Raw genomic sequence first — 17884 nt, forward strand, 5'->3', positions numbered from 1 at the left:
TTCAAAGGCCTTCCAAACGCCGTTCGATAAGAAAATTGGAAAGAAAAACCGGCGCCTGATGCCCCTGCTTATAAAAAACGAAAGCAGGGATGCGGGACATGGCGGTTTTGGTGACGGGCGGCGCCGGATATATCGGCAGTCACATGGTTTGGGCGCTGCTCGATGCGGGCGAGGATGTGGTCGTGCTCGACCGCCTCTCCACAGGCTTTCGCTGGGCCGTGGCGCCGGCGGCGCGTTTCTATCTCGGCGACGTTGCCGATCCCGACATATTGAAAAAGGTCTTCATCGAAAACGACATCGAGGCGATCATCCATTTCGCCGGCTCCGCCGTCGTCCCGGTCTCGGTCGCCGACCCGCTCTCCTATTACGACAACAATTCCGGCAAGACCCGGGCGCTGTTGAGTGCTTCGGTCAAGGCCGGTATCCGCAACTTCGTCTTCTCTTCGACGGCGGCTGTCTACGGCCAGCAAAAGACCGACCTGCCTGTGAAGGAGACGGCTCCGCTCAATCCGGAAAATCCTTACGGCCAGTCGAAGCTGATGACCGAATTCATGCTGCGCGATGCCGCCGCCGCCTATGATTTCAACTATGTCGCGCTTCGTTACTTCAACGTCGCCGGCGCCGACCCGCACCACCGTGCCGGCCAGTCGACCTCAGGCGCCACACACCTGATCAAGGTCGCCTGCGAGGCAGCACTCGGCAGGCGCGACAGCGTCAATGTCTACGGCGTCGACTATCCCACCCATGACGGCACCGGCGTGCGCGACTACATCCATGTCAGCGATCTCACGGATGCACATCTGAAGGCGCTGCAGCATCTGCGCAGAAGCAAGGGCTCGCTCGTTGCCAATTGCGGTTACGGCAGCGGCTATTCCGTGCTCGATGTGCTGAACATGGTCACCCGCCTGCACGGACATTCCTTCAAGATCCACATGGCGCCGCGCCGCGCCGGCGATTCGGCGAGCGTCGTCGCAGACGCTTCGCTCGCAAGGCAGGTGCTCGACTGGAAACCCAGATACGATTCGCTGGAAACCATCGTCCAGAGTTCGCTCGATTGGGAACTGTTCCTGTCGAACAAGAACGTCGACGACCTGCACAGCATCCACCGGGCATTGGCCGCCGCTTCCTTCTGATCGGGGAACCCGTTTACCATCCCCGCGCCTGCGGGGGCGCATGCCGTCACGTGAATAAGGAAAAAACAAGCTTTCTCTGGCTGGCTCGGGCCAACGGAAAAGAGAAGATGAAGAACTTTCTGGCCTCATTGCAGCTGCAAAAAGACAATCCGACGCTTCTGCTGGCGCAGTTCCGGGCCCTGTCGTCGCAGATTCCCATTCTCTATGTCCTTCTGGTCATCAACGCCCTTGCGGTGGCGATCACCCACCTCAAATCCGCCCCCCTTTGGCTCTCGCTCTACATTCCCGTGGCCTTGAGCGTCGTCTGTGTCTTCCGTCTCTGCTGGTGGGAGATCCGCGGCAAGGAAAACGTCACCGCCGAGCGGGCCTACAGGCTGATGAAGCTCACGATATCAGGGGCCGGCATCCTGGCCGTCGCTTTCGGCAGCTGGGCGATCGCGCTCTACCAATATGGCGATGCTTCCCAGCAGGGTCAGATCGCCTATTTCCTCGTCGTGACCGGGATATCCTGCATCTTTTGCCTGATGCACCTGCCGATGGCGGCAGCGCTGACCACGGTCATCACCTTCTCGGCCATGGTCGCGACCTTCTTGTTCTCGGGCAATCCCGTTTTCGTCGCGACGGCCATTAGCGGCCTCTTCCTGATCCTGCCCTTCCTCAGGGTGATCAACAGCTATTTCCAGAATTTCGTCGGTCTCGTGCAACTGACCGAAGAGCTGAAGCAGAAGCAGGCGGAAGCCGAAGAGCTGAACCTCGTCAACAGCCGCAATGCGCTGCATGACCAGCTGACCGGCCTTGCCAATCGCCGCAGCTTCTTTCTCTCGTTGGAAAAACGGCTGCAGAAGGATTCGTCGACGCCGCCCGTCCTCGGCATTCTCGATCTCGACGGCTTCAAGCCGGTCAACGACGTCTTCGGCCATGCCGCCGGCGATCTCGTGCTGAAGGAGACGGCCCGCCGCTTCGTCGCGCTGGTCGGCGAAGAGGGCATCGTCTCCCGTCTCGGCGGCGATGAGTTCGGTATCATCTTTCCCTCCTTGATGACGCGCCAGGCGATCGCCGATCTCGGCCAGGCGCTCTGTGCTGCCGTCCGCGATCCTTTCGAAATCCCCGACGGCTCGGTCCGCGTCTTCGGCTCCTGCGGCATCGTCTATCCTGATATTGGCACATACACCGCCGAGGATCTTTACGAGAAAGCCGATTTTGCCCTCTACCAGGTCAAGAGCAAGCGCAGCAGCGGCGTCGAATTCTTCTCGGCCGAGCACGAGAAGATCCTGACGCAGCGCCACCTGATCGAACTCGAACTGCAGGCAAACGATTTCGCCAAGGAATTGAAACTCGACTATCAGCCGATCGTCGAATTGAGGAGCGGCCGCGTCGTCGCCTACGAGGCGCTCGCCCGCTGGGACAGCGCCCGCTTCGGCCGTATCAGCCCAGACGCCTTCATTCCCGCTGCCGAGCGCACGGCGGTCATCGGTCGCATAACCCGCATCCTCTTCGCCAAGGCGCTCGAAGCGCTGGCGATCATTCCACGGCATCTCAGGCTGTCCTTCAATCTCTCGGCGCGCGATATCTGCGACCACGAGACCTCGATGGCGCTGCTCGCCATGATCACCCGTTCCGGCATCGATCCGAAGCGCATCGAATTCGAGATTACCGAGACCGCATTGCTCTCCGATTTCGACACCGCCGATCAGGTGATATCCATGCTGCGCGCTGCCGGCATCTCGATTGCGCTCGACGATTTCGGCACCGGCTATTCGAGCCTCAGCCATATTCATCGTCTCGGCTTCGACAAGCTGAAGATCGACAAGTCGTTCGTGATGAATTTCGATCGAGACGCCCGCTGCATGAACATCACCCGCTCGGTCGCCAATCTCTGCCAGAACCTCGGCATCGCCTCCGTCGCCGAAGGCGTCGAAAGCGAAGAGATTGCCGAGGGATTGAAGGCGATGGGCGTTCGTCTGGCGCAGGGCTATCATTTCTCGCGGCCGCTGCCGCTCGAACTTGCCATCGACTACGCCGCCAGGTGCGAGGCCGCAGCCTCCGCCCGCAATTCGCTGTCTGCCTGACCGATCGATCTCGATCCGCCGCAAATCGACTGGAGCGATGCCGCGGGGTCGTCTATTCATGGTCGCAACAGATGAGGTGAACCATGCAGGACGGCGAAGTCATCATTGAACGGCGGGGTACCGCAGGCGTCATCCGGCTCAACCGGCCGCGAGCACTGAACAGCCTGACGTTGCCGATGATCCGCACGATCACCGCGGCCCTTCACGACTTTGCCGGTGATCCCGAGGTGGCGAGCGTCGTGGCGACGGGAGAGGGCGAACGCGGCTTCTGCGCCGGCGGCGATATCCGCGCCCTGCATGAGAGCGCCCGCGCCGGCGATGGCCTGGCGGCAAGCTTCTGGCGCGAGGAGTTCCGCCTCAACCATATGATTGCCTCCTATCCCAAGCCCTATGTCGCGCTGATGGACGGCATCACCATGGGCGGCGGCGTCGGCCTGTCCTCGCATGGTCGCCACCGCATCGTCACCGAGCGCACCCGCCTTGCCATGCCCGAAACCGGCATCGGCTATGTCCCGGATGTCGGCGCCACCTGGCTGCTGCCGCGTGGCCCCGGCGAGGCCGGAACATGGCTCGGTCTGACAGGGCTTGATATCGGGGCTGCCGATGCGATCCACGCCCGCCTTGCCGACCTTCAGATCGCCTCGTCGCGGCTCGGCGAAGCGATCGATGCTCTCTCCGCCCTGCCGCGCGCCAGCTCATCCGGCGATGTCGATGCCGTGCTGCAGGCGCTTCCGGAGCCTCAGGGAGAAAGCCGGCTCAGGCAGAACGCGGCGATGATCGATCGCGCATTTTGTTTCGACAACGTGGAGGAGATCCTGGCAACGCTTGCCGAGGAGGAAGGCGAATTCGCCGCCGAGACGCGCCGGGTGCTGCTGACGCGTTCACCGACCAGTCTGAAGCTCGCTTTGCGGCTGCTCAGAGCCGGCCGCAGCAGCGCCTCGCTTGCCGAATGCCTCGGCCGCGAACTCGGCGCCTGCCTGCGGATGCTTGATAATCCCGATTTCTTCGAGGGTATTCGCGCCGCCGTCATCGACAAGGACCGCAATCCGAAATGGTCGCCCGCATCAGTCGAGGCTGTGGAAGTGGCAAGGGTCGAGCATTTCCTGAAACCGGCCGAACCGCCGCTTTCGCTCTGAACGCTATCCGGCTATCGCCACATGCCGCGCATGCGGGCGCCGACATCGATGCGCACTTGCCGCGCGTGGGCTTGCGCGGCCTCCGATTTCACCTGCGGCCAGCTGCAGGCCTCGAAGAACTGCAGCAGCGTTGCCGGAATGAAGCGGCTGCGTGAGGCATAGACATGCCGGTCGCCCTGCGAGTTCTGCCCATAGGTGAAGAAGCGTTGCGGAACGACGAGGTCGAGACCATCCCGGGCGCGCGTCATCGCGACATAGAGCAGCCGGCGTTCCTCTTCGATTTCGGCGGTTGTGCCGACGGCGAGATCGCTCGGTATGCATCCGTCGACGACGTTCAGCATGAAGACCTTCGTCCATTCCTGGCCCTTGGCGGAATGGATGGTCGACAGGATGAGATAGTCTTCGTCGAGAAGCGGCACACCCGCCTGGTCGCTGGTCGCATCCGGCGGATCGAGGGTGAGCTCGGTGAGAAAGCGCTCGCGCGAGGCATAACCGCTAGCGATCTGCTCGAGCTGCAGCAGGTCGGCCTGCCGCGTTGCTGCGTCCTCGTGCAGCCGTTCCAGATGCGGCGCGTACCATTGCCGTGCCAGGCCGATCTCTGCCGGCCAGCCGGCCTTGCCGGTCTTCAGCTCCTGCAGCATCGCAACGAACATTGTCCAGTCCTCGCCGGAGCGCGGCGGTGCCGGCATGGCGCCAAGAGCAGTAATCGGGCTGGCATCCTCGGCCATCAGGTCGAGCGTCTTCTGTGCCGTCGACGGGCCGACGCCCGGCAGGATCTGCATCAGCCGGAAGCCCGCCACCCGGTCGCGCGGGTTCTGCGCGAAGCGAAGGGCGGCCAGCATGTCCTTCACATGCGCGCTGTCGAGAAACTTCAGCCCGCCGAACTTGACGAAAGGAATGTTGCGCCGGGTCAGCTCGACCTCCAGCGGCCCGCTGTGATGCGAGGCGCGAAAGAGCACGGCCTGCTGCTTGAGCGTGAGGCCTTCCTCGCGGTTATCGAGCACCATGTCGGTGATATACCGCGCCTGCTCGGCCTCGTCGCGCACAGTGACCAGGCGCGGCCGCTCGGACGATTGCCGCTCGGTCCAGAGGTTCTTGGTGAAGCGCTCCGAGGCGAGATCGATGACGGCGTTGGCGGCGGCGAGGATCGGCTGCGTCGAGCGGTAGTTGCGGTCGAGCGTGACGATATTGGCCGCCGGGCTGAAGGCGGCGGGAAAATCGAGGATGTTGCGCACCGTCGCGGCACGGAAGGAATAGATCGACTGCGCATCGTCGCCGACGACGGTCAGCCCTTGGCCTTGGGGTTTCAATGCGAGCAGGATGGAGGCCTGCAACCGGTTGGTATCCTGATATTCGTCGACCAGCACATGGTCGAAGCGGCTGCCGATATCCTCGGCAATCATCGCTTCGCCGACCATCTGCGCCCAGTAGAGCAGCAGATCGTCGTAATCGAGCACGTTCTGGCTCTGCTTGGCCTGGACATAACTGGCGAAAAGTTCGCGCAGCTGTTTCTCCCACGTCGCGCACCAGGGAAAGACGTCGCGCAGCACGAGGTCGAGCGCGGTTTCCGAGTTCACCGCCCTGGAATAGATGGCAAGGCACGTGCCCTTTGTGGGAAAACGGCTTTCTGTCTTCGAGAAGCCGAGGTCGTGCCGGATGAGGTTCATCAGATCGGCACTGTCTTCGCGGTCGTGGATGGTAAACCCAGGATCGAGACCGATCTGCTCCGCATAATCGCGCAACAGCCGCGCGCCGATGCCGTGGAAGGTGCCGGACCAGGAAAGCGCATCCGCCATCACGCCAGCATTCGCACCAAGCACATCGCGGCAGATGCGCTCGACACGCCGCGCCATCTCGGCGGCTGCCCGGCGCGAGAAGGTCATCAGCAGGATGCGGCGGGGATCGGCGCCCTTGACGATCAGATGGGCGACCCGATGCGCCAAGGTATTCGTCTTGCCGGAGCCGGCGCCGGCAATGACCAGCAGCGGCCCGGCAATATGGCTGCCGTCGATGAGCGTGCCGTGCTCGACGGCCATGCGCTGCTGCGGATTGAGCTTTTCGAGATACATCCAGCCGTCCGGTCGGGCTCCCGCAGAATCACTGGGGAAAGATTAGATGTTCCTTGAATGTTCGCGATTGCGGCCTCTGTCAAGCGCTGCGGCGCGCGAGCAACATCTCAGTCGGGGAAATCCGGACCGATCTCGCGCCGCACCAGCTTCAGGCTACGGTCCGGCTGAAGAATATAGGTTTCCTCCACGCGCTGGCCCGTCCCGTTGTAGAACTGGTTGTAGACGGCGCTGCCGACCGGCGACTTGCTGAGCTTCGTTCGCGGCTGGCCGCCATAGGTAATGCTGCCGGGAATGGGTTCCAGCGCCCGCGTATCGGCCGAGGAGCAGCCGGCAAGCATTGCCCCGGCAAACAAGGCGGGCAGAAGCGCTTTCATCGTCATCATCCCTCTTTCGACTGCCGCCAGATATGGAAGCCGCAGCGCCTTTCGCCAAGGGTCGTCCATGCCACCGAGCAGGTATCACTGTCGAACAGGCTCTTCTTTTCCGGGGGACGCAACGAAATGCGTCGCAGCGGCGTTAACAGACATCAACCAACATCAGGAAACGTTCACGGTGCTCGGCTTTCCAGCATTCACGGGGCATGGCGAGCCCGGCCGCCAGGGCCACAGCGATGCCGCGACGCGCGCCTCGGTGGAAAGCGCCCTTCATGCGGCCGCCGATTTCGAAGCCGGCGAAATCACCGTCAGCATATCGGGCTCCTATGTCATCCTCGAAGGTTTCGTGCGCCGGCGGGGCGATGTCGAGCGGGCGATCGCGATCGCCGAGGGCGTCGTCGGCCGGGGCTATGTGCGTGCTCGCCTGCTGCGACGCTAATGCATGTCGCCCAAAACTCTGCAGCGGTTTTGGAATAGCCGCACGCTCATGTCTTTCTGTTGGACGAGGGAACCAAAATGCTCCCCTGCGTGTTGAAATGCCGGACCTAAACGCTGGAGACTCTCATGCAGTTGCTTCCTCGCCTCTGGGCAACGACCTTGATAGTGGGTTGCGGTGTCTTTGCCGGCTCCGCCCATGCTTCGCTGGAAACCGGCACGAATTATTCCGCTTTGCCGAAGGACCAGATCGCCCTCAACGAATATACCGGGACCGTCGCCTGCACACCGGTAGAGCCGCACTATCTCCCCTCATTCATCCGCGCATCTGATGGCACGATCATCGGCGTCGGTTATGTCGAGGTCGAGAATGAGGGCGGCACGGACTGCTGAGGCATCCGCTGTGCTCGGACGAGGCTCGCCTGCGTTTCCGCAGAGGTGACGAGCCTCTAACCATCATCATGATGGCTGGTCATCTTCTATTGATGCACCTGTACCAGGCGCAACGCCCTTTGCACCAAAACCCGGCACGCACTTGTTGCAGGGTTAAACCAAAATTAAAGCCCAAAATTAAAGCCCAAAATTAAAGCATCGTCCCGTTCCGGCACGCTTGCGCGCCCAGAAGGCGAAAATCGCCCGAAATTCCTTGCTGAAGTGCTAATGCAGCTTCAGCTTCGCCTCTTCGGCGGCCGCCAGGAACTCGGCTCTTGCTTCTTCCACGCTCTTGCGTCCGTCGAGCGCCGCCCGGCAGGCGCTGCGGGCCTTGATATAACGAAGCCCACGCATACTCGGCCAGAGATCCGCCAGGCACTTCAGCGCATCGAACGGCCCATTGACCGTTCGCGCATCGGCACCTTCGAAACCAACCTTGACCGGGCTGTTCCATCTTTCAGTTGCCATCGACGCTCCTCCACGATTTTCGACAGAAACGAAGTGCAGCATCTCCCAGTTCCTCCGGGGAGACTTTGCGATAGTTAATACTCTAGCGTGATTTTTGCCGTCAGCAATGGTGGAATGCATTGCGGCTGATGAGGCGAAATGTCCTCTTGATGAGATTCACCAAGCGACCGGCTTTCGCGGGCCAGGAATTTCGTTGGAATTTGTAATCATGACGCCCCAATGCGAGGGGAATTTTTGGAGGGTGCAACCAAATCCGATGGCGTGGGGGCGCGGCATCATCGCTACCATGCTCTCGAAGCTGAGGGCTCCACATGGGTTTAGGTCGAAATCTGATCCAGGCTGCTTTTCTCTGTGGGGCCTTGGCAATGCCGGTCCTCGCCCGCGGGGCAGAGGTGTCTGCTGAAGACGCTCTGCTGACGCGTCTCTCCATCGAAACCGTGCCACGACTCCAGCGGGAATATTTGCGGGCGACCCTCACGCCCCAGGATGAAGGCACGGCGATAGATGTTGCTGCCTATGTTTTGTCTAAGACTTTTGATCGGTGGTATGTCGAAGGTATATTCGATGGAGCTTTTTCGTGGCTTCACGCGCCAATTAAGGACGAAGTGCTGGTCACCAGAGAACTGATTGAACTGTGGCAGTTTTCGCCGTTTATATCTTACTATCTCGAGGTAACCGAGATTCCCGACTGCGCAAACAACAGCGTGCTGCTTCCCAGCTGTCACTAGCTTTGCCGAGGGGCGCAAATGGAGGTCATATTCTTACCGGAAAACTGGTGCTGCCGAGTGGGATTGAACCACCGACCTCACCCTTACCAAGGGTGTGCTCTACCACTGAGCTACGGCAGCAGGACCAGTACCCGTGCGAGCCGTGTGGCTCAATCGCGAGGACGGGGGGCTATTGCCACAGCTTGGCGGCAAGCGCAAGCCGCAAATTCCAACTTCGCGTCGATTGGGATGAAGGGACTTTTGGATTGGCGCGAATTCAGCTAATCCTGTCGCATGAACGAAAAGACCGAAACCGGCCAGCAGAGCCGCAAACAGGCGATCGAGGCACAGGCGAAACTGCGCCGCGAGCGCGCCGCCGACAAGCTCAGGGAAAATCTGGGGCGACGCAAACAGCAGGTCCGCGCCCGCCGTTCGGGCCAGGCCGACGAAACAAATGGGCTGCCCGCCGCAAAAATGGACGAATCGTAATGTTCCGTCCGACACGAATTGAAGCGTGTCGAGAAATCCCCTAAACACCTCACTCCTTATTCCAAGGCAGAACTTTCAGGAAAGGCGGGCTCGGCCCGTAAGCGCACATGGATCGTATCAGAATCGTCGGCGGTAATGAGCTGAATGGCATCATTCCGATTTCCGGCGCCAAGAATGCCGCACTGCCGCTGATGATCGCCTCGCTTCTGACCAGCGATACGCTGACGCTCGAAAACGTGCCGCATCTGGCCGATGTCGAGCTGCTGATGCGCATCCTCGGCAATCACGGCGTCGACGTCGCCGTTAACGGCCGCCGCGAGCGCCAGGAAGACGCCTATTCGCGCACGATCCATTTCACCTGCCGCACCATCGTCGATACGACCGCATCTTATGAACTGGTCTCGAAGATGCGCGCCTCCTTCTGGGTCATCGGCCCGTTGCTGGCGCGCGAAGGCCATTGCCGCGTTTCGCTGCCGGGCGGCTGTGCCATCGGCACGCGCCCCGTCGATCTCTTCATCGAAGGCCTGACGGCGCTCGGCGCCACGATGGAAATCGATGCCGGTTATATCAACGCCAAGGCGCCTGCCGGCGGCCTGATCGGCGCACGCTACACCTTCCCGAAGGTCTCCGTCGGCGCCACCCATGTGATGATGATGGCGGCAACGCTTGCCCGCGGCACGACTGTCATCGGCAATGCCGCCCGCGAGCCTGAGGTCGTCGACCTCGCCAACTGCCTGAACGCCATGGGCGCCAGGATATCGGGCGCGGGTACGGCGACGATCACCATCGAAGGCGTCACCTCGCTCTCCGGCGCCCGCCATCGCGTCCTGCCGGATCGCATCGAGACCGGCACCTACGCCATGGCGGTCGCCATGGCCGGTGGCGACGTCGTGCTCGAAAATACCGATGTGGCGCTGCTCGAAACCGCGGTGGAAACGTTGCGCCGCGCCGGCGCGGAAATCTCGTCGACCAACAATGGCATGCGCATCAAGCGCAATGGCGCCGGCATCAGGCCGGTCGATATCGTCACCGATCCTTTCCCGGGTTTCCCGACCGACCTGCAGGCGCAGTTCATGGCGCTGATGACCCGTTCTTCCGGCGTCTCGCATGTCACCGAGACCATCTTCGAAAACCGTTTCATGCATGTGCAGGAGCTTGCCCGCCTCGGCGCCAGGATCTCGCTGTCCGGCCAGACGGCGAAGATCGAGGGTGTCCAACGCCTGCGCGGTGCGCCTGTTATGGCGACCGATCTGCGCGCCTCCGTCTCGCTCGTCATCGCCGGCCTTGCCGCCGAGGGCGAAACCACGGTCTCCCGCGTCTATCACCTCGACCGCGGTTTCGAGCGGCTCGAGGAGAAGCTGACCCGTTGCGGCGCCATCGTCGAGCGCATCAGCGAGTAAGCACCGTTCATCCCGGTTGCGTAATTGGTCGCCGCGCCTTATTTCCCTTGTCTGACGCATCGCCATTCCGGCGGTGCCCGGTCTAGGCCGGTAATGGGATGAGGCTGAATGACCGACCTGAAACTTGTTGCGCTCGATAACGAGGATCTTGCGATCATGTCCGCGCATATGCAGGACAGTGTCTTCAAGGTCGGCGACATCGATTGGTCGCCGCGCGACGCGCAGTTCGCGCTTGCCGCCAATCGTTTCGTCTGGGAAGGTGCCGAGCGCAAGCGCAAGGGTTTCGAGCGCCGCCGTGCTGCCCTGGTTTTCAAGCGCGTGCTTGCCGTCCGTTCGCTCGGCATTGATCGCGGCAAACGCGACGAGGTGCTGTCGCTGCTGGCGCTGCGCTTCGAGCAAAAGGGCGAGGGGCCGGAGGGCACGATCGAGCTGTCCCTGTCCGGCACCGCCTCGATTGCGCTCGATGTCGAATGCATCGAGGTCCAGCTGGCCGATATCGGCGGCGCCTGGGAGGCTTCCTCCAAGCCTCGTCACCGCTAATGCATGTCGCCCGGAAGTGTGCAGCGGTTCCGGGATAACGACATGCATAAAACAATGAGTGTTTGACGCCCTAAAGTTTGAACATCGCAGTTTCGAGTTGGGAAGGAATATCGACCTTGGCAATCTGGCTGGATCAGGCATCGGAAGGTTTCGAGCAGCATTTTGCCGCCTTTCTGACGACGAAGCGTGAAGTCTCCGAGGATGTGAACATCGTCGTTCGCGCCATCATCGATGACGTGCGCGCCCGCGGTGATGTGGCGCTGGCCGAATATTCGCTGAAATTCGACGGCATTGATTACGCCACCGTCCCGATGCGCGTCACAGCTGAAGAGATCGACGCCGCCGTCGAGGCGGTGCCTTCGGAAGTGCTGGGGGCGCTGAAGCTCGCGGCACTCCGCATCGAATCCCACCATCGCCGGCAGCTGCCGAAGGACGATATCTACGAGGACGACATGGGCGTCAGTCTCGGCTCGCGCTGGACGGCGATCGAAGCGGTCGGGCTCTATGTTCCGGGCGGCACGGCGAGTTATCCGAGTTCGGTGCTGATGAATGCGGTGCCGGCCAAGGTCGCCGGCGTCGATCGCATTGTCATCGCCGTTCCTGCCACAGGCGGCGCCGTCAATCCGGCGGTGCTTGCCGCCGCCAAGCTTGTCGGTGTCACGGAGATTTATCGTGTCGGCGGCGCCCAGGCGATCGCGGCTCTTGCCTATGGCACCGAGACGATCGCTCCGGTCGCCAAGATCACCGGCCCCGGCAATGCCTATGTCGCCGCCGCCAAGCGTCATGTCTTCGGCACCGTCGGCATCGATATGATCGCCGGCCCCTCCGAGGTGCTTGTCATTGCAGACAAGGACAACAATCCGGATTGGATCGCAGCCGACCTCTTGGCCCAGGCCGAGCACGATGTCAGTTCCCAGGCGATCCTGATCACCGATGATGCCGCATTTGGCAAGGCGGTGGAGCAGGCGGTCGAACGCCAGCTGAAGACGCTGAACCGGGCCGAGACGGCGGCGGCAAGCTGGCGCGATTTCGGCGCGGTCATCCTGGTTGCCGATCTGAAACAGGCCATTCCCTTGGCAAACCGTATCGCTGCCGAGCATCTGGAACTCGCCGTCGCCGATCCGGACCGGCTGCTCGACGGCATCCGCAATGCCGGCGCGATCTTCATCGGCGCCCATACGCCTGAGGTGATCGGCGATTATGTCGGCGGTTCGAACCATGTGCTGCCGACGGCGCGTTCGGCGCGTTTCTCATCCGGTCTTTCGGTGCTCGATTTCGTCAAGCGCACCTCGATCCTGCGCCTCGGCCCGCAGCAGCTCCGCACCCTCGGCCCGGCGGCGATCGCCCTTGCCGTTTCCGAAGGCCTTGATGCCCATGCGCGATCGGTCGCGATCCGCCTCAACCTCGAAAGGTGAGGGCATGGCGAAGGGCGATTTCCGGCTTTGCGACGTCGTCCTTGACGATACGATCGGCCGTTCGACGCCCGATGTCGAGCATGAACGCGCCGTCGCCATTTTCGATCTGATCGAGGAGAACAGGTTTACGCCGCTCGGCCATGCCGGCGGCCCTTACCGGCTGAACATCTCGCTGGTCGACTCGAAGCTGGTTTTCGCCATCACCACCGAAGAAGGCGACGGCGTTGCCACTCATATCCTGTCGCTCACGCCCTTCCGGCGGATCGTCAAGGATTACTTCATGATCTGCGAGAGCTATTACGAAGCGATCCGTTCGTCGACGCCGAGCCGCATCGAGGCGATCGACATGGGCCGGCGCGGCATCCACAATGAAGGCTCGCAGACGCTGAAGGATAGGCTGGCCGGCAAGATAGAGGTCGATTTCGATACCGCCCGGCGCCTTTTCACGCTGGTCTGCGTGCTCTACTGGCGCGGATGACGGCAATGGAGCGCGCCGCCGATGTCGAGGAGGGAAAGCGGCCGGGCGCCATCCTCTTCATGTGCGGGATGAATGCCATCCGCTCGCCGATAGCCGAAGCGATCGCCCGTAGCATTCTGCCGGCCAATACCTATATCAGGTCCGCGGGCGTTCGCGCCGGCGAGCGCGATCCCTTCGTGGATGCCGTGCTCGAGGAGATCGGGCTTTCTCTCGGGCGCCGCCAGCCGCAGACACTGGAAGAGCTCGAGGATGATTATTTCGATCTGATCATCACGCTGTCACCGCAGGCCCATCATGCAGCACTTGAGCTGACCCGGTCGAATGCGGTCGATGTCGTCTACTGGCCGACCATGGATCCGACGGTTGCAATCGGAACGCGCGAGCAGATTCTGGAAAGCTATCGCGAGGTCCGCGATCACTTGGCCGGCCTCATCGAAAGCCGGCTACTCAAACGAAATGGCATTGCCGCACAATCGGCATGAAAACAAATAAAGGAAAGCCTGATCAACGAGGTTCACAAACCTGCGTTGATTGTGTAGTTTCCGCCCAAATTTTAAAGGCGCGCGCTGCGCTGCCTATTCAACCCACAGGAAGAAAACACTTATATGCCTAAAGAAGAAGTCCTCGAATTCCCGGGAATCGTCACCGAACTTCTGCCGAATGCGACGTTCCGCGTGAAGCTCGAAAACGAACACGAGATCATCGCCCACACCGCGGGCCGCATGCGCAAGAACCGCATCCGCGTTCTCGCCGGCGACAAGGTGCTTGTGGAAATGACGCCCTACGATTTGACCAAAGGCCGCATCACCTACCGTTTCAAGTAAGTTTGCCCGAAGGTCCTGCAAGGGTTCTTGCTCCCGTCTGCCGATGGTCGAGGTTCCATGGCGCTGAAATACAAGCTCATTCTGGCCTCAGGCTCGCCCCGGCGCGTCGACCTGCTCAACCAGGCCGGCATCGAGCCTTCGCGCCTGATGCCGATGGATATCGACGAGGCTCCGAAGAAGTCGGAGCATCCGCGTTCGCTCGCCCGCAGGCTTTCGGCGGAAAAGGCCGAAGCTGCCCTTGCCGCCATCAAGGGCGATATCACCTGGAAGGGCAGCTATATCCTGTCTGCCGATACGGTGGTCGCTGTCGGCCGGCGCATTCTCGGCAAGGCTGAGTTCGCCGACGAGGCGTTGAACTCGCTGCATCTCCTCTCGGGACGCAACCATATGGTCTACACTGGCGTTTGCCTGGTGACGCCGGATCGCAAGATCCGTCAGAAGATCGTCGAGACCAAGGTACGCTTCAAGCGTCTCTCCGGCTTCGAGATCGAGAACTACCTGGCCTCCGGCCAGTGGCGCGGCAAGGCAGGCGCCTACGGCATCCAGGGCCTCGCCGGCACCTTCGTGCAGAAGATGGTGGGCTCCTACACCAATGTCGTCGGCCTGCCGCTTTATGAAACCATTCTGCTTTTGACCGGCGAAGGCTTCGATGTGCATAGCCGGTGGCCCGAGGGCTGAGCCCGACGGCCGATGCTTAAAGCGCGTCACGATCTTTAAGATCCGCGCGTCGCGCTTAAGGCTTTATTTTCTCGCATGTCGTTGTCGCAAAACAGCTACGCAGTTTTGCCCGGCATGCTCTAGGACGGACTGATATGCCTGAAGACAAGAAAACGGCCGCGAAGGTAGAACCACTGCGCAAAACGCGCCCTTGCCCCGAATGCGGCAAACCCTCCCACCGCGAACATTACCCCTTCTGCTCCAACCGCTGCCGCGAGGCCGATCTCTCCCGCTGGCTGACCGGCGCCTATGCCATTCCGGTCGCCGACGACGAGACGAAGGCTGATTATCCGGATGAAGAAAATTAAAGATTTCAGCCCGCGAAGCTCTTATTTTTCCTCATGAATCCGCAAAGCCGGCAAGACCGTCAAAAAAGAGTCATTTGACGCTTGCCATGGCCGAACAAGATGCTATAACCCCGCTCGCTTCCGGGGTGAACCAAGGCCCCGCGGTTCCTTTTTCTGAAAGGGACCATCGGAAGCAGGTTAGCCCAGGTAGCTCAGTTGGTAGAGCAGCGGATTGAAAATCCGCGTGTCACTGGTTCGATTCCGGTCCTGGGCACCATTCAATCCACGATGTTTTCATTGCATTTTTTTATCCGCATATCGATGCGCGCGGGCATCCGATTGAAAGAACCTGCAGAATTTAGCAAGTATCGCCACTGGCAATATTATTGTAGCGAAATAGTTAGCTATCAGCTATATTTGCTCATGAAAAGGATCGCCTACAGCAAGGCCGCCACGAAGGCACTCCGCAAGATGCAGCCGAAGCGCGCCGCGGCGATCATCGGCAACGGCGAGCCGGTCGACCTCAAGACGCTGCAAGGCAGCGAATTTTTTCGAATTCGTGTCGGGCAGGACCGCGTCATCATCGACGATCAGACCATGCAGGTTCTCGTCATCAAGGCCGGCCCACGCGGCGACATCTATAACGATTAGGGGACCGCCATGGGTGAAATCCAGAAACTGACCATCGACGGCAAGGGGTACGTGCTGCTTTCCGAAGACGACTATCAGGACCTTGTCGACGTCAGCGACGCGCGTGCCGCAAAGGCGCGTATCGACGCTGGCGAAGAGACCTGGCCTGAAGACGTTGTCAAGGCGCTGATCGCCGGCGAAGATCCTGTCCGGGTGTTCCGTAAGCATCGCGGCATGAGCATCAAGGAACTGGCTGAAAAGTCCGGGCTCTCCCAGCCCTATCTTTCCGAAATCGAGACCGGAAAGAAGGAGGGCTCCCTGGACGCACTCAGGTCGATCGCCAGCGCGCTGGACGTCGACCTTGACGATGTGGCTTGATGTATACGCATCCCAAGGCGGCCATGTTGTGATCGAGCTTGCTGCTTTTAGAGCCGTATCCCTTTGCCCCCACTTGGGGAGGCTCCCTCGTCCAAAAATATGATGCCGAGCTCCTGGTATGCAGGGCCAGAAGGCGGCCAACAAGCCCCTCTCTTTAGAGGTTAGTGTCGCCCTTTCAATGTTTTCGCCAGCATCTCGCTCAGTGTTGCCGCCGAGAGCATGGATTCGGCCAAAAGCTTCTTGAGCTTCTGGTTCTCTTCCTCCAGTGCTCTCAGCCTTTTGGCATGGAGACCGACATTCCCGAACTGCAGGGATTGCCACCGATAGAAGGTCGGCTCGCTGATACCGTGCTTGTGGCAAACATCTGCCACAGTCACTCCGGCTTGGTGCTCCTTCAGAATACCGGTAATCTGGTCGTCGTCGAATTTTCGCTTGCCCATCACCGCCTCAGTCCTCGCGAAATGCTCTGTTGAAACTGTCGAGGAGTGGTCTGACGGCATAGAGCGCCACGCTGCTTTTGCCCGTTTCGATCAGTATCTGCGCGGGCATGCCCGCGACCAGTTCGACATCTTTCATTTTCGCCAACCGCTCGTCCGTTACACGGATCGTCGCGGCAAAGTAGGGCTGGCCGCTCTGCGGATCGGTGAGACGGTCCGCTGATACATACTCCACTCGACCTTTCAGGAGTGGAACGCGCCGCTGATTATATGGAAGGAGGTGGACCTGTGCCTCGAGCCCGGCATGGACGAGATTGATGTCTTCCGGTCTGACGTGAGCAGACACGACAAGGCGATCGGAGCGCGGCAGAAGATCGACGAGCGGTTCACCCGCGCCGATCACCCCACCTGATGTGTGGATGCGCAGGTTCATGATTGTTCCATCCTCGGGAGCACGGATACCGGTCCTTGAGAGTTGGTCGTCGATCGCTCGCAAACGCTCGCGCAGTTGCATGATCCGGCTCTCCGTATCGCGCATGCCCTGGGCGACTTCGCTCAACCGGTCGCTCTCAAGCTTTGCGAGATCGGCCTGTGACCCGCTGATCGCCTGGTAGGCGCGAGAGATCTGTGCCTCGACTTGACCCTGCTGGCCATCAAGGTCTGCTTTTTCCCGCTGGAGGTTGAGAAGTCTGCTTCTTCTTTCCAGACCTTTGGCGCTGAGGATCGTAACCTGATCCAGTTCTTGGCTCGAGATTGTCGCTCTGTCGGCCAGTGCTGCCTTCTGCGCGCCAAGTCCGACGATTTCCTGCCGCACCTGCGCGATCTTTTCATTGGCGATCTGAATTTCGGCCTGCATGACCCGGCGACGGGCTTCGAAGATTTTCTGTTGCCCAATCAGAATCGTGCTGACCGAAGGATATTTGTCCATTGCTGCCCTGAGATCCTCAGGATAGGCGATATGGTCGCCGCCCGTCTGCTCCGCAAGCAGGCGGGCGCGGCTTCCTTCGGCGTCCCAAAGTTGCCCTTGAATGCTGTCGCGCTCCGAGCGGGACTTCGTATCGTCGAGCTCTATCACGATTTGCCCGCCCATGACCGCATCGCCGTTTTTAACGAGTATCCGTCGGACAATTCCGCCTTCCAGGTGCTGAATGGTTTTGCGGCTGGACTCCGGTTCGACAACGCCGGATGCGATCGCAGCGCTTTTCAGCGGCGCCAGGACCGACCAGATTCCCAATCCGACGATGAACACCAGGATCAACAGGTTCCCCGTCCAGACAACACCTCTGAGCCCGGGCATGGGCGAAGGGGGGGCGGGTCCGCGCTGTTTCGACTCGATCACCGGCAAATAGGCCGTCTGTTGCCTGGCCGTCGCTGTCGATCGTGGAACCAACTGCTGACCCGTCCTTGACGAATTTGAAAATTCCGCCGGCGTTGCGTCCAGTTGAACAAGGGCCATGGTGTTTCTC

Annotated in this window: 21 protein-coding genes, 2 tRNA genes and 1 pseudogene; 18 read left to right on the top strand and 6 right to left on the bottom strand. The window is 60.8% G+C overall.

Annotated features, from left to right (window positions below; all coding sequences use genetic code 11):
* Positions 1 to 98: 98 nt before the first annotated feature.
* The 3 genes from galE to ACM5SV_RS22875 all read left to right on the top strand — a co-directional run bounded on the left by galE (position 99) and on the right by ACM5SV_RS22875 (position 4338).
* Positions 99 to 1133, top strand: coding sequence for a UDP-glucose 4-epimerase GalE (gene galE, locus ACM5SV_RS22865; protein WP_012755979.1), 1035 nt, complete (start codon positions 99 to 101; stop codon positions 1131 to 1133).
* Between the two features lie 107 nt (positions 1134 to 1240).
* Positions 1241 to 3202, top strand: a complete 1962-nt coding sequence (locus ACM5SV_RS22870; RefSeq protein WP_012755980.1) for a putative bifunctional diguanylate cyclase/phosphodiesterase — start codon at positions 1241 to 1243, stop codon at positions 3200 to 3202.
* An 83-nt stretch (positions 3203 to 3285) separates the two neighbouring features.
* Entirely contained in the window at positions 3286 to 4338 is a 1053-nt protein-coding gene (locus tag ACM5SV_RS22875) for an enoyl-CoA hydratase/isomerase family protein (protein WP_012755981.1), read from the top strand.
* A gap of 11 nt (positions 4339 to 4349) precedes the next feature.
* On the opposite strand, the gene ACM5SV_RS22880 is transcribed toward ACM5SV_RS22875, so the two are convergent.
* On the bottom strand, positions 4350 to 6407 hold the full coding sequence (locus ACM5SV_RS22880) for an ATP-dependent helicase (protein ID WP_222016340.1): 2058 nt from the start codon (positions 6405 to 6407) through the stop codon (positions 4350 to 4352).
* A gap of 107 nt (positions 6408 to 6514) precedes the next feature.
* Positions 6515 to 6781, bottom strand: coding sequence for a hypothetical protein (locus ACM5SV_RS22885; RefSeq protein WP_221991854.1), 267 nt, complete (start codon positions 6779 to 6781; stop codon positions 6515 to 6517).
* 178 nt (positions 6782 to 6959) lie between these two features.
* On the opposite strand from ACM5SV_RS22885, the gene ACM5SV_RS22890 reads away from it, so the two are divergent.
* On the top strand, positions 6960 to 7220 hold the full coding sequence (locus ACM5SV_RS22890; protein WP_221991853.1) for a BON domain-containing protein: 261 nt from the start codon (positions 6960 to 6962) through the stop codon (positions 7218 to 7220).
* Between the two features lie 125 nt (positions 7221 to 7345).
* Positions 7346 to 7609: a hypothetical protein gene (locus ACM5SV_RS22895; protein ID WP_221991852.1), complete on the top strand. Its 264-nt coding sequence runs from the start codon at positions 7346 to 7348 to the stop codon at positions 7607 to 7609.
* A 264-nt stretch (positions 7610 to 7873) separates the two neighbouring features.
* Here the strand turns inward: ACM5SV_RS22895 and ACM5SV_RS22900 are convergent, their stop codons facing one another.
* Positions 7874 to 8116 (bottom strand): DUF982 domain-containing protein, encoded by a 243-nt coding sequence (locus tag ACM5SV_RS22900; RefSeq protein ID WP_011650393.1) that lies wholly within the window; start codon positions 8114 to 8116, stop codon positions 7874 to 7876.
* Positions 8117 to 8427: 311 nt separating this feature from the next.
* On the opposite strand from ACM5SV_RS22900, the gene ACM5SV_RS22905 reads away from it, so the two are divergent.
* Positions 8428 to 8844 carry a hypothetical protein gene (locus tag ACM5SV_RS22905; RefSeq protein ID WP_041935459.1) on the top strand — a complete coding sequence of 139 codons (417 nt, stop codon included), beginning with the start codon at positions 8428 to 8430 and terminating at the stop codon, positions 8842 to 8844.
* Positions 8845 to 8889: 45 nt separating this feature from the next.
* Here ACM5SV_RS22905 and ACM5SV_RS22910 read toward each other — a convergent pair.
* Positions 8890 to 8964 (bottom strand) — tRNA-Thr (locus ACM5SV_RS22910).
* 153 nt (positions 8965 to 9117) lie between these two features.
* On the opposite strand from ACM5SV_RS22910, the gene ACM5SV_RS22915 reads away from it, so the two are divergent.
* The 12 genes from ACM5SV_RS22915 (at position 9118) to ACM5SV_RS22970 (ending at position 15981) form a co-directional block, all read left to right on the top strand.
* A complete protein-coding gene (locus ACM5SV_RS22915) occupies positions 9118 to 9312 on the top strand; it encodes a hypothetical protein (protein ID WP_012755987.1) in 195 nt (64 codons plus the stop codon).
* A 107-nt stretch (positions 9313 to 9419) separates the two neighbouring features.
* Positions 9420 to 10712: a UDP-N-acetylglucosamine 1-carboxyvinyltransferase gene (murA, locus tag ACM5SV_RS22920; RefSeq protein WP_012755988.1), complete on the top strand. Its 1293-nt coding sequence runs from the start codon at positions 9420 to 9422 to the stop codon at positions 10710 to 10712.
* A gap of 108 nt (positions 10713 to 10820) precedes the next feature.
* Complete coding sequence (locus tag ACM5SV_RS22925; RefSeq protein ID WP_012755989.1) at positions 10821 to 11252, top strand: DUF2948 family protein; 432 nt, start codon at positions 10821 to 10823, stop codon at positions 11250 to 11252.
* A 116-nt stretch (positions 11253 to 11368) separates the two neighbouring features.
* Positions 11369 to 12667 carry a histidinol dehydrogenase gene (gene hisD, locus ACM5SV_RS22930; RefSeq protein WP_222004520.1) on the top strand — a complete coding sequence of 433 codons (1299 nt, stop codon included), beginning with the start codon at positions 11369 to 11371 and terminating at the stop codon, positions 12665 to 12667.
* Positions 12668 to 12671: 4 nt separating this feature from the next.
* Positions 12672 to 13145 (top strand): UPF0262 family protein, encoded by a 474-nt coding sequence (locus ACM5SV_RS22935; RefSeq protein ID WP_130741362.1) that lies wholly within the window; start codon positions 12672 to 12674, stop codon positions 13143 to 13145.
* Positions 13142 to 13627, top strand: a complete 486-nt coding sequence (locus ACM5SV_RS22940) for a low molecular weight phosphatase family protein (RefSeq protein WP_197729311.1) — start codon at positions 13142 to 13144, stop codon at positions 13625 to 13627. Before ACM5SV_RS22935 ends, ACM5SV_RS22940 begins: the two co-directional genes overlap by 4 nt.
* A gap of 123 nt (positions 13628 to 13750) precedes the next feature.
* Entirely contained in the window at positions 13751 to 13969 is a 219-nt protein-coding gene (gene infA, locus ACM5SV_RS22945) for a translation initiation factor IF-1 (protein WP_003545338.1), read from the top strand.
* Positions 13970 to 14026: 57 nt separating this feature from the next.
* On the top strand, positions 14027 to 14647 hold the full coding sequence (locus ACM5SV_RS22950; protein WP_003556345.1) for a Maf-like protein: 621 nt from the start codon (positions 14027 to 14029) through the stop codon (positions 14645 to 14647).
* A gap of 134 nt (positions 14648 to 14781) precedes the next feature.
* Positions 14782 to 14994, top strand: coding sequence for a DNA gyrase inhibitor YacG (gene yacG, locus ACM5SV_RS22955; RefSeq protein WP_221991848.1), 213 nt, complete (start codon positions 14782 to 14784; stop codon positions 14992 to 14994).
* A 180-nt stretch (positions 14995 to 15174) separates the two neighbouring features.
* A tRNA-Phe gene (locus ACM5SV_RS22960) sits at positions 15175 to 15250 on the top strand.
* 146 nt (positions 15251 to 15396) lie between these two features.
* Positions 15397 to 15624 carry a type II toxin-antitoxin system RelE family toxin gene (locus ACM5SV_RS22965; protein ID WP_419425423.1) on the top strand — a complete coding sequence of 76 codons (228 nt, stop codon included), beginning with the start codon at positions 15397 to 15399 and terminating at the stop codon, positions 15622 to 15624.
* Between the two features lie 9 nt (positions 15625 to 15633).
* A complete protein-coding gene (locus ACM5SV_RS22970) occupies positions 15634 to 15981 on the top strand; it encodes a helix-turn-helix domain-containing protein (RefSeq protein WP_003545376.1) in 348 nt (115 codons plus the stop codon).
* A 176-nt stretch (positions 15982 to 16157) separates the two neighbouring features.
* Here the strand turns inward: ACM5SV_RS22970 and ACM5SV_RS22975 are convergent.
* Positions 16158 to 16421, bottom strand: a pseudogene (locus tag ACM5SV_RS22975) (transposase); the annotation flags it as partial.
* A gap of 7 nt (positions 16422 to 16428) precedes the next feature.
* The gene (locus ACM5SV_RS22980; protein WP_222016338.1) at positions 16429 to 17874 is read right to left on the bottom strand and encodes an HlyD family type I secretion periplasmic adaptor subunit; all 1446 of its coding nucleotides are present in this window, start codon (positions 17872 to 17874) and stop codon (positions 16429 to 16431) included.
* Between the last annotated feature and the right edge of the window lie 10 nt (positions 17875 to 17884).

Origin of the sequence: Rhizobium sp. CRRU65 (assembly GCF_048551595.1) — a bacterium.
Lineage (GTDB): Bacteria > Pseudomonadota > Alphaproteobacteria > Rhizobiales > Rhizobiaceae > Rhizobium > Rhizobium leguminosarum_J.

What these genes read in the sequence shown, in the direction of transcription:
- galE (WP_012755979.1), top strand. Translation starts at nt 99, where the DNA reads ATGGCGGTTTTGGTGACGGGCGGCGCCGGATATATCGGCAGTCACATG.
- ACM5SV_RS22870 (WP_012755980.1), top strand. Translation starts at nt 1,241, where the DNA reads ATGAAGAACTTTCTGGCCTCATTGCAGCTGCAAAAAGACAATCCGACG.
- ACM5SV_RS22875 (WP_012755981.1), top strand. Translation starts at nt 3,286, where the DNA reads ATGCAGGACGGCGAAGTCATCATTGAACGGCGGGGTACCGCAGGCGTC.
- ACM5SV_RS22880 (WP_222016340.1), bottom strand. Translation starts at nt 6,407, where the DNA reads ATGTATCTCGAAAAGCTCAATCCGCAGCAGCGCATGGCCGTCGAGCAC.
- ACM5SV_RS22885 (WP_221991854.1), bottom strand. Translation starts at nt 6,781, where the DNA reads ATGAAAGCGCTTCTGCCCGCCTTGTTTGCCGGGGCAATGCTTGCCGGC.
- ACM5SV_RS22895 (WP_221991852.1), top strand. Translation starts at nt 7,346, where the DNA reads ATGCAGTTGCTTCCTCGCCTCTGGGCAACGACCTTGATAGTGGGTTGC.
- ACM5SV_RS22900 (WP_011650393.1), bottom strand. Translation starts at nt 8,116, where the DNA reads ATGGCAACTGAAAGATGGAACAGCCCGGTCAAGGTTGGTTTCGAAGGT.
- ACM5SV_RS22905 (WP_041935459.1), top strand. Translation starts at nt 8,428, where the DNA reads ATGGGTTTAGGTCGAAATCTGATCCAGGCTGCTTTTCTCTGTGGGGCC.
- ACM5SV_RS22915 (WP_012755987.1), top strand. Translation starts at nt 9,118, where the DNA reads ATGAACGAAAAGACCGAAACCGGCCAGCAGAGCCGCAAACAGGCGATC.
- murA (WP_012755988.1), top strand. Translation starts at nt 9,420, where the DNA reads ATGGATCGTATCAGAATCGTCGGCGGTAATGAGCTGAATGGCATCATT.
- ACM5SV_RS22925 (WP_012755989.1), top strand. Translation starts at nt 10,821, where the DNA reads ATGACCGACCTGAAACTTGTTGCGCTCGATAACGAGGATCTTGCGATC.
- ACM5SV_RS22935 (WP_130741362.1), top strand. Translation starts at nt 12,672, where the DNA reads ATGGCGAAGGGCGATTTCCGGCTTTGCGACGTCGTCCTTGACGATACG.
- ACM5SV_RS22940 (WP_197729311.1), top strand. Translation starts at nt 13,142, where the DNA reads ATGACGGCAATGGAGCGCGCCGCCGATGTCGAGGAGGGAAAGCGGCCG.
- infA (WP_003545338.1), top strand. Translation starts at nt 13,751, where the DNA reads ATGCCTAAAGAAGAAGTCCTCGAATTCCCGGGAATCGTCACCGAACTT.
- ACM5SV_RS22950 (WP_003556345.1), top strand. Translation starts at nt 14,027, where the DNA reads ATGGCGCTGAAATACAAGCTCATTCTGGCCTCAGGCTCGCCCCGGCGC.
- yacG (WP_221991848.1), top strand. Translation starts at nt 14,782, where the DNA reads ATGCCTGAAGACAAGAAAACGGCCGCGAAGGTAGAACCACTGCGCAAA.
- ACM5SV_RS22965 (WP_419425423.1), top strand. Translation starts at nt 15,397, where the DNA reads ATGAAAAGGATCGCCTACAGCAAGGCCGCCACGAAGGCACTCCGCAAG.
- ACM5SV_RS22970 (WP_003545376.1), top strand. Translation starts at nt 15,634, where the DNA reads ATGGGTGAAATCCAGAAACTGACCATCGACGGCAAGGGGTACGTGCTG.
- ACM5SV_RS22980 (WP_222016338.1), bottom strand. Translation starts at nt 17,874, where the DNA reads ATGGCCCTTGTTCAACTGGACGCAACGCCGGCGGAATTTTCAAATTCG.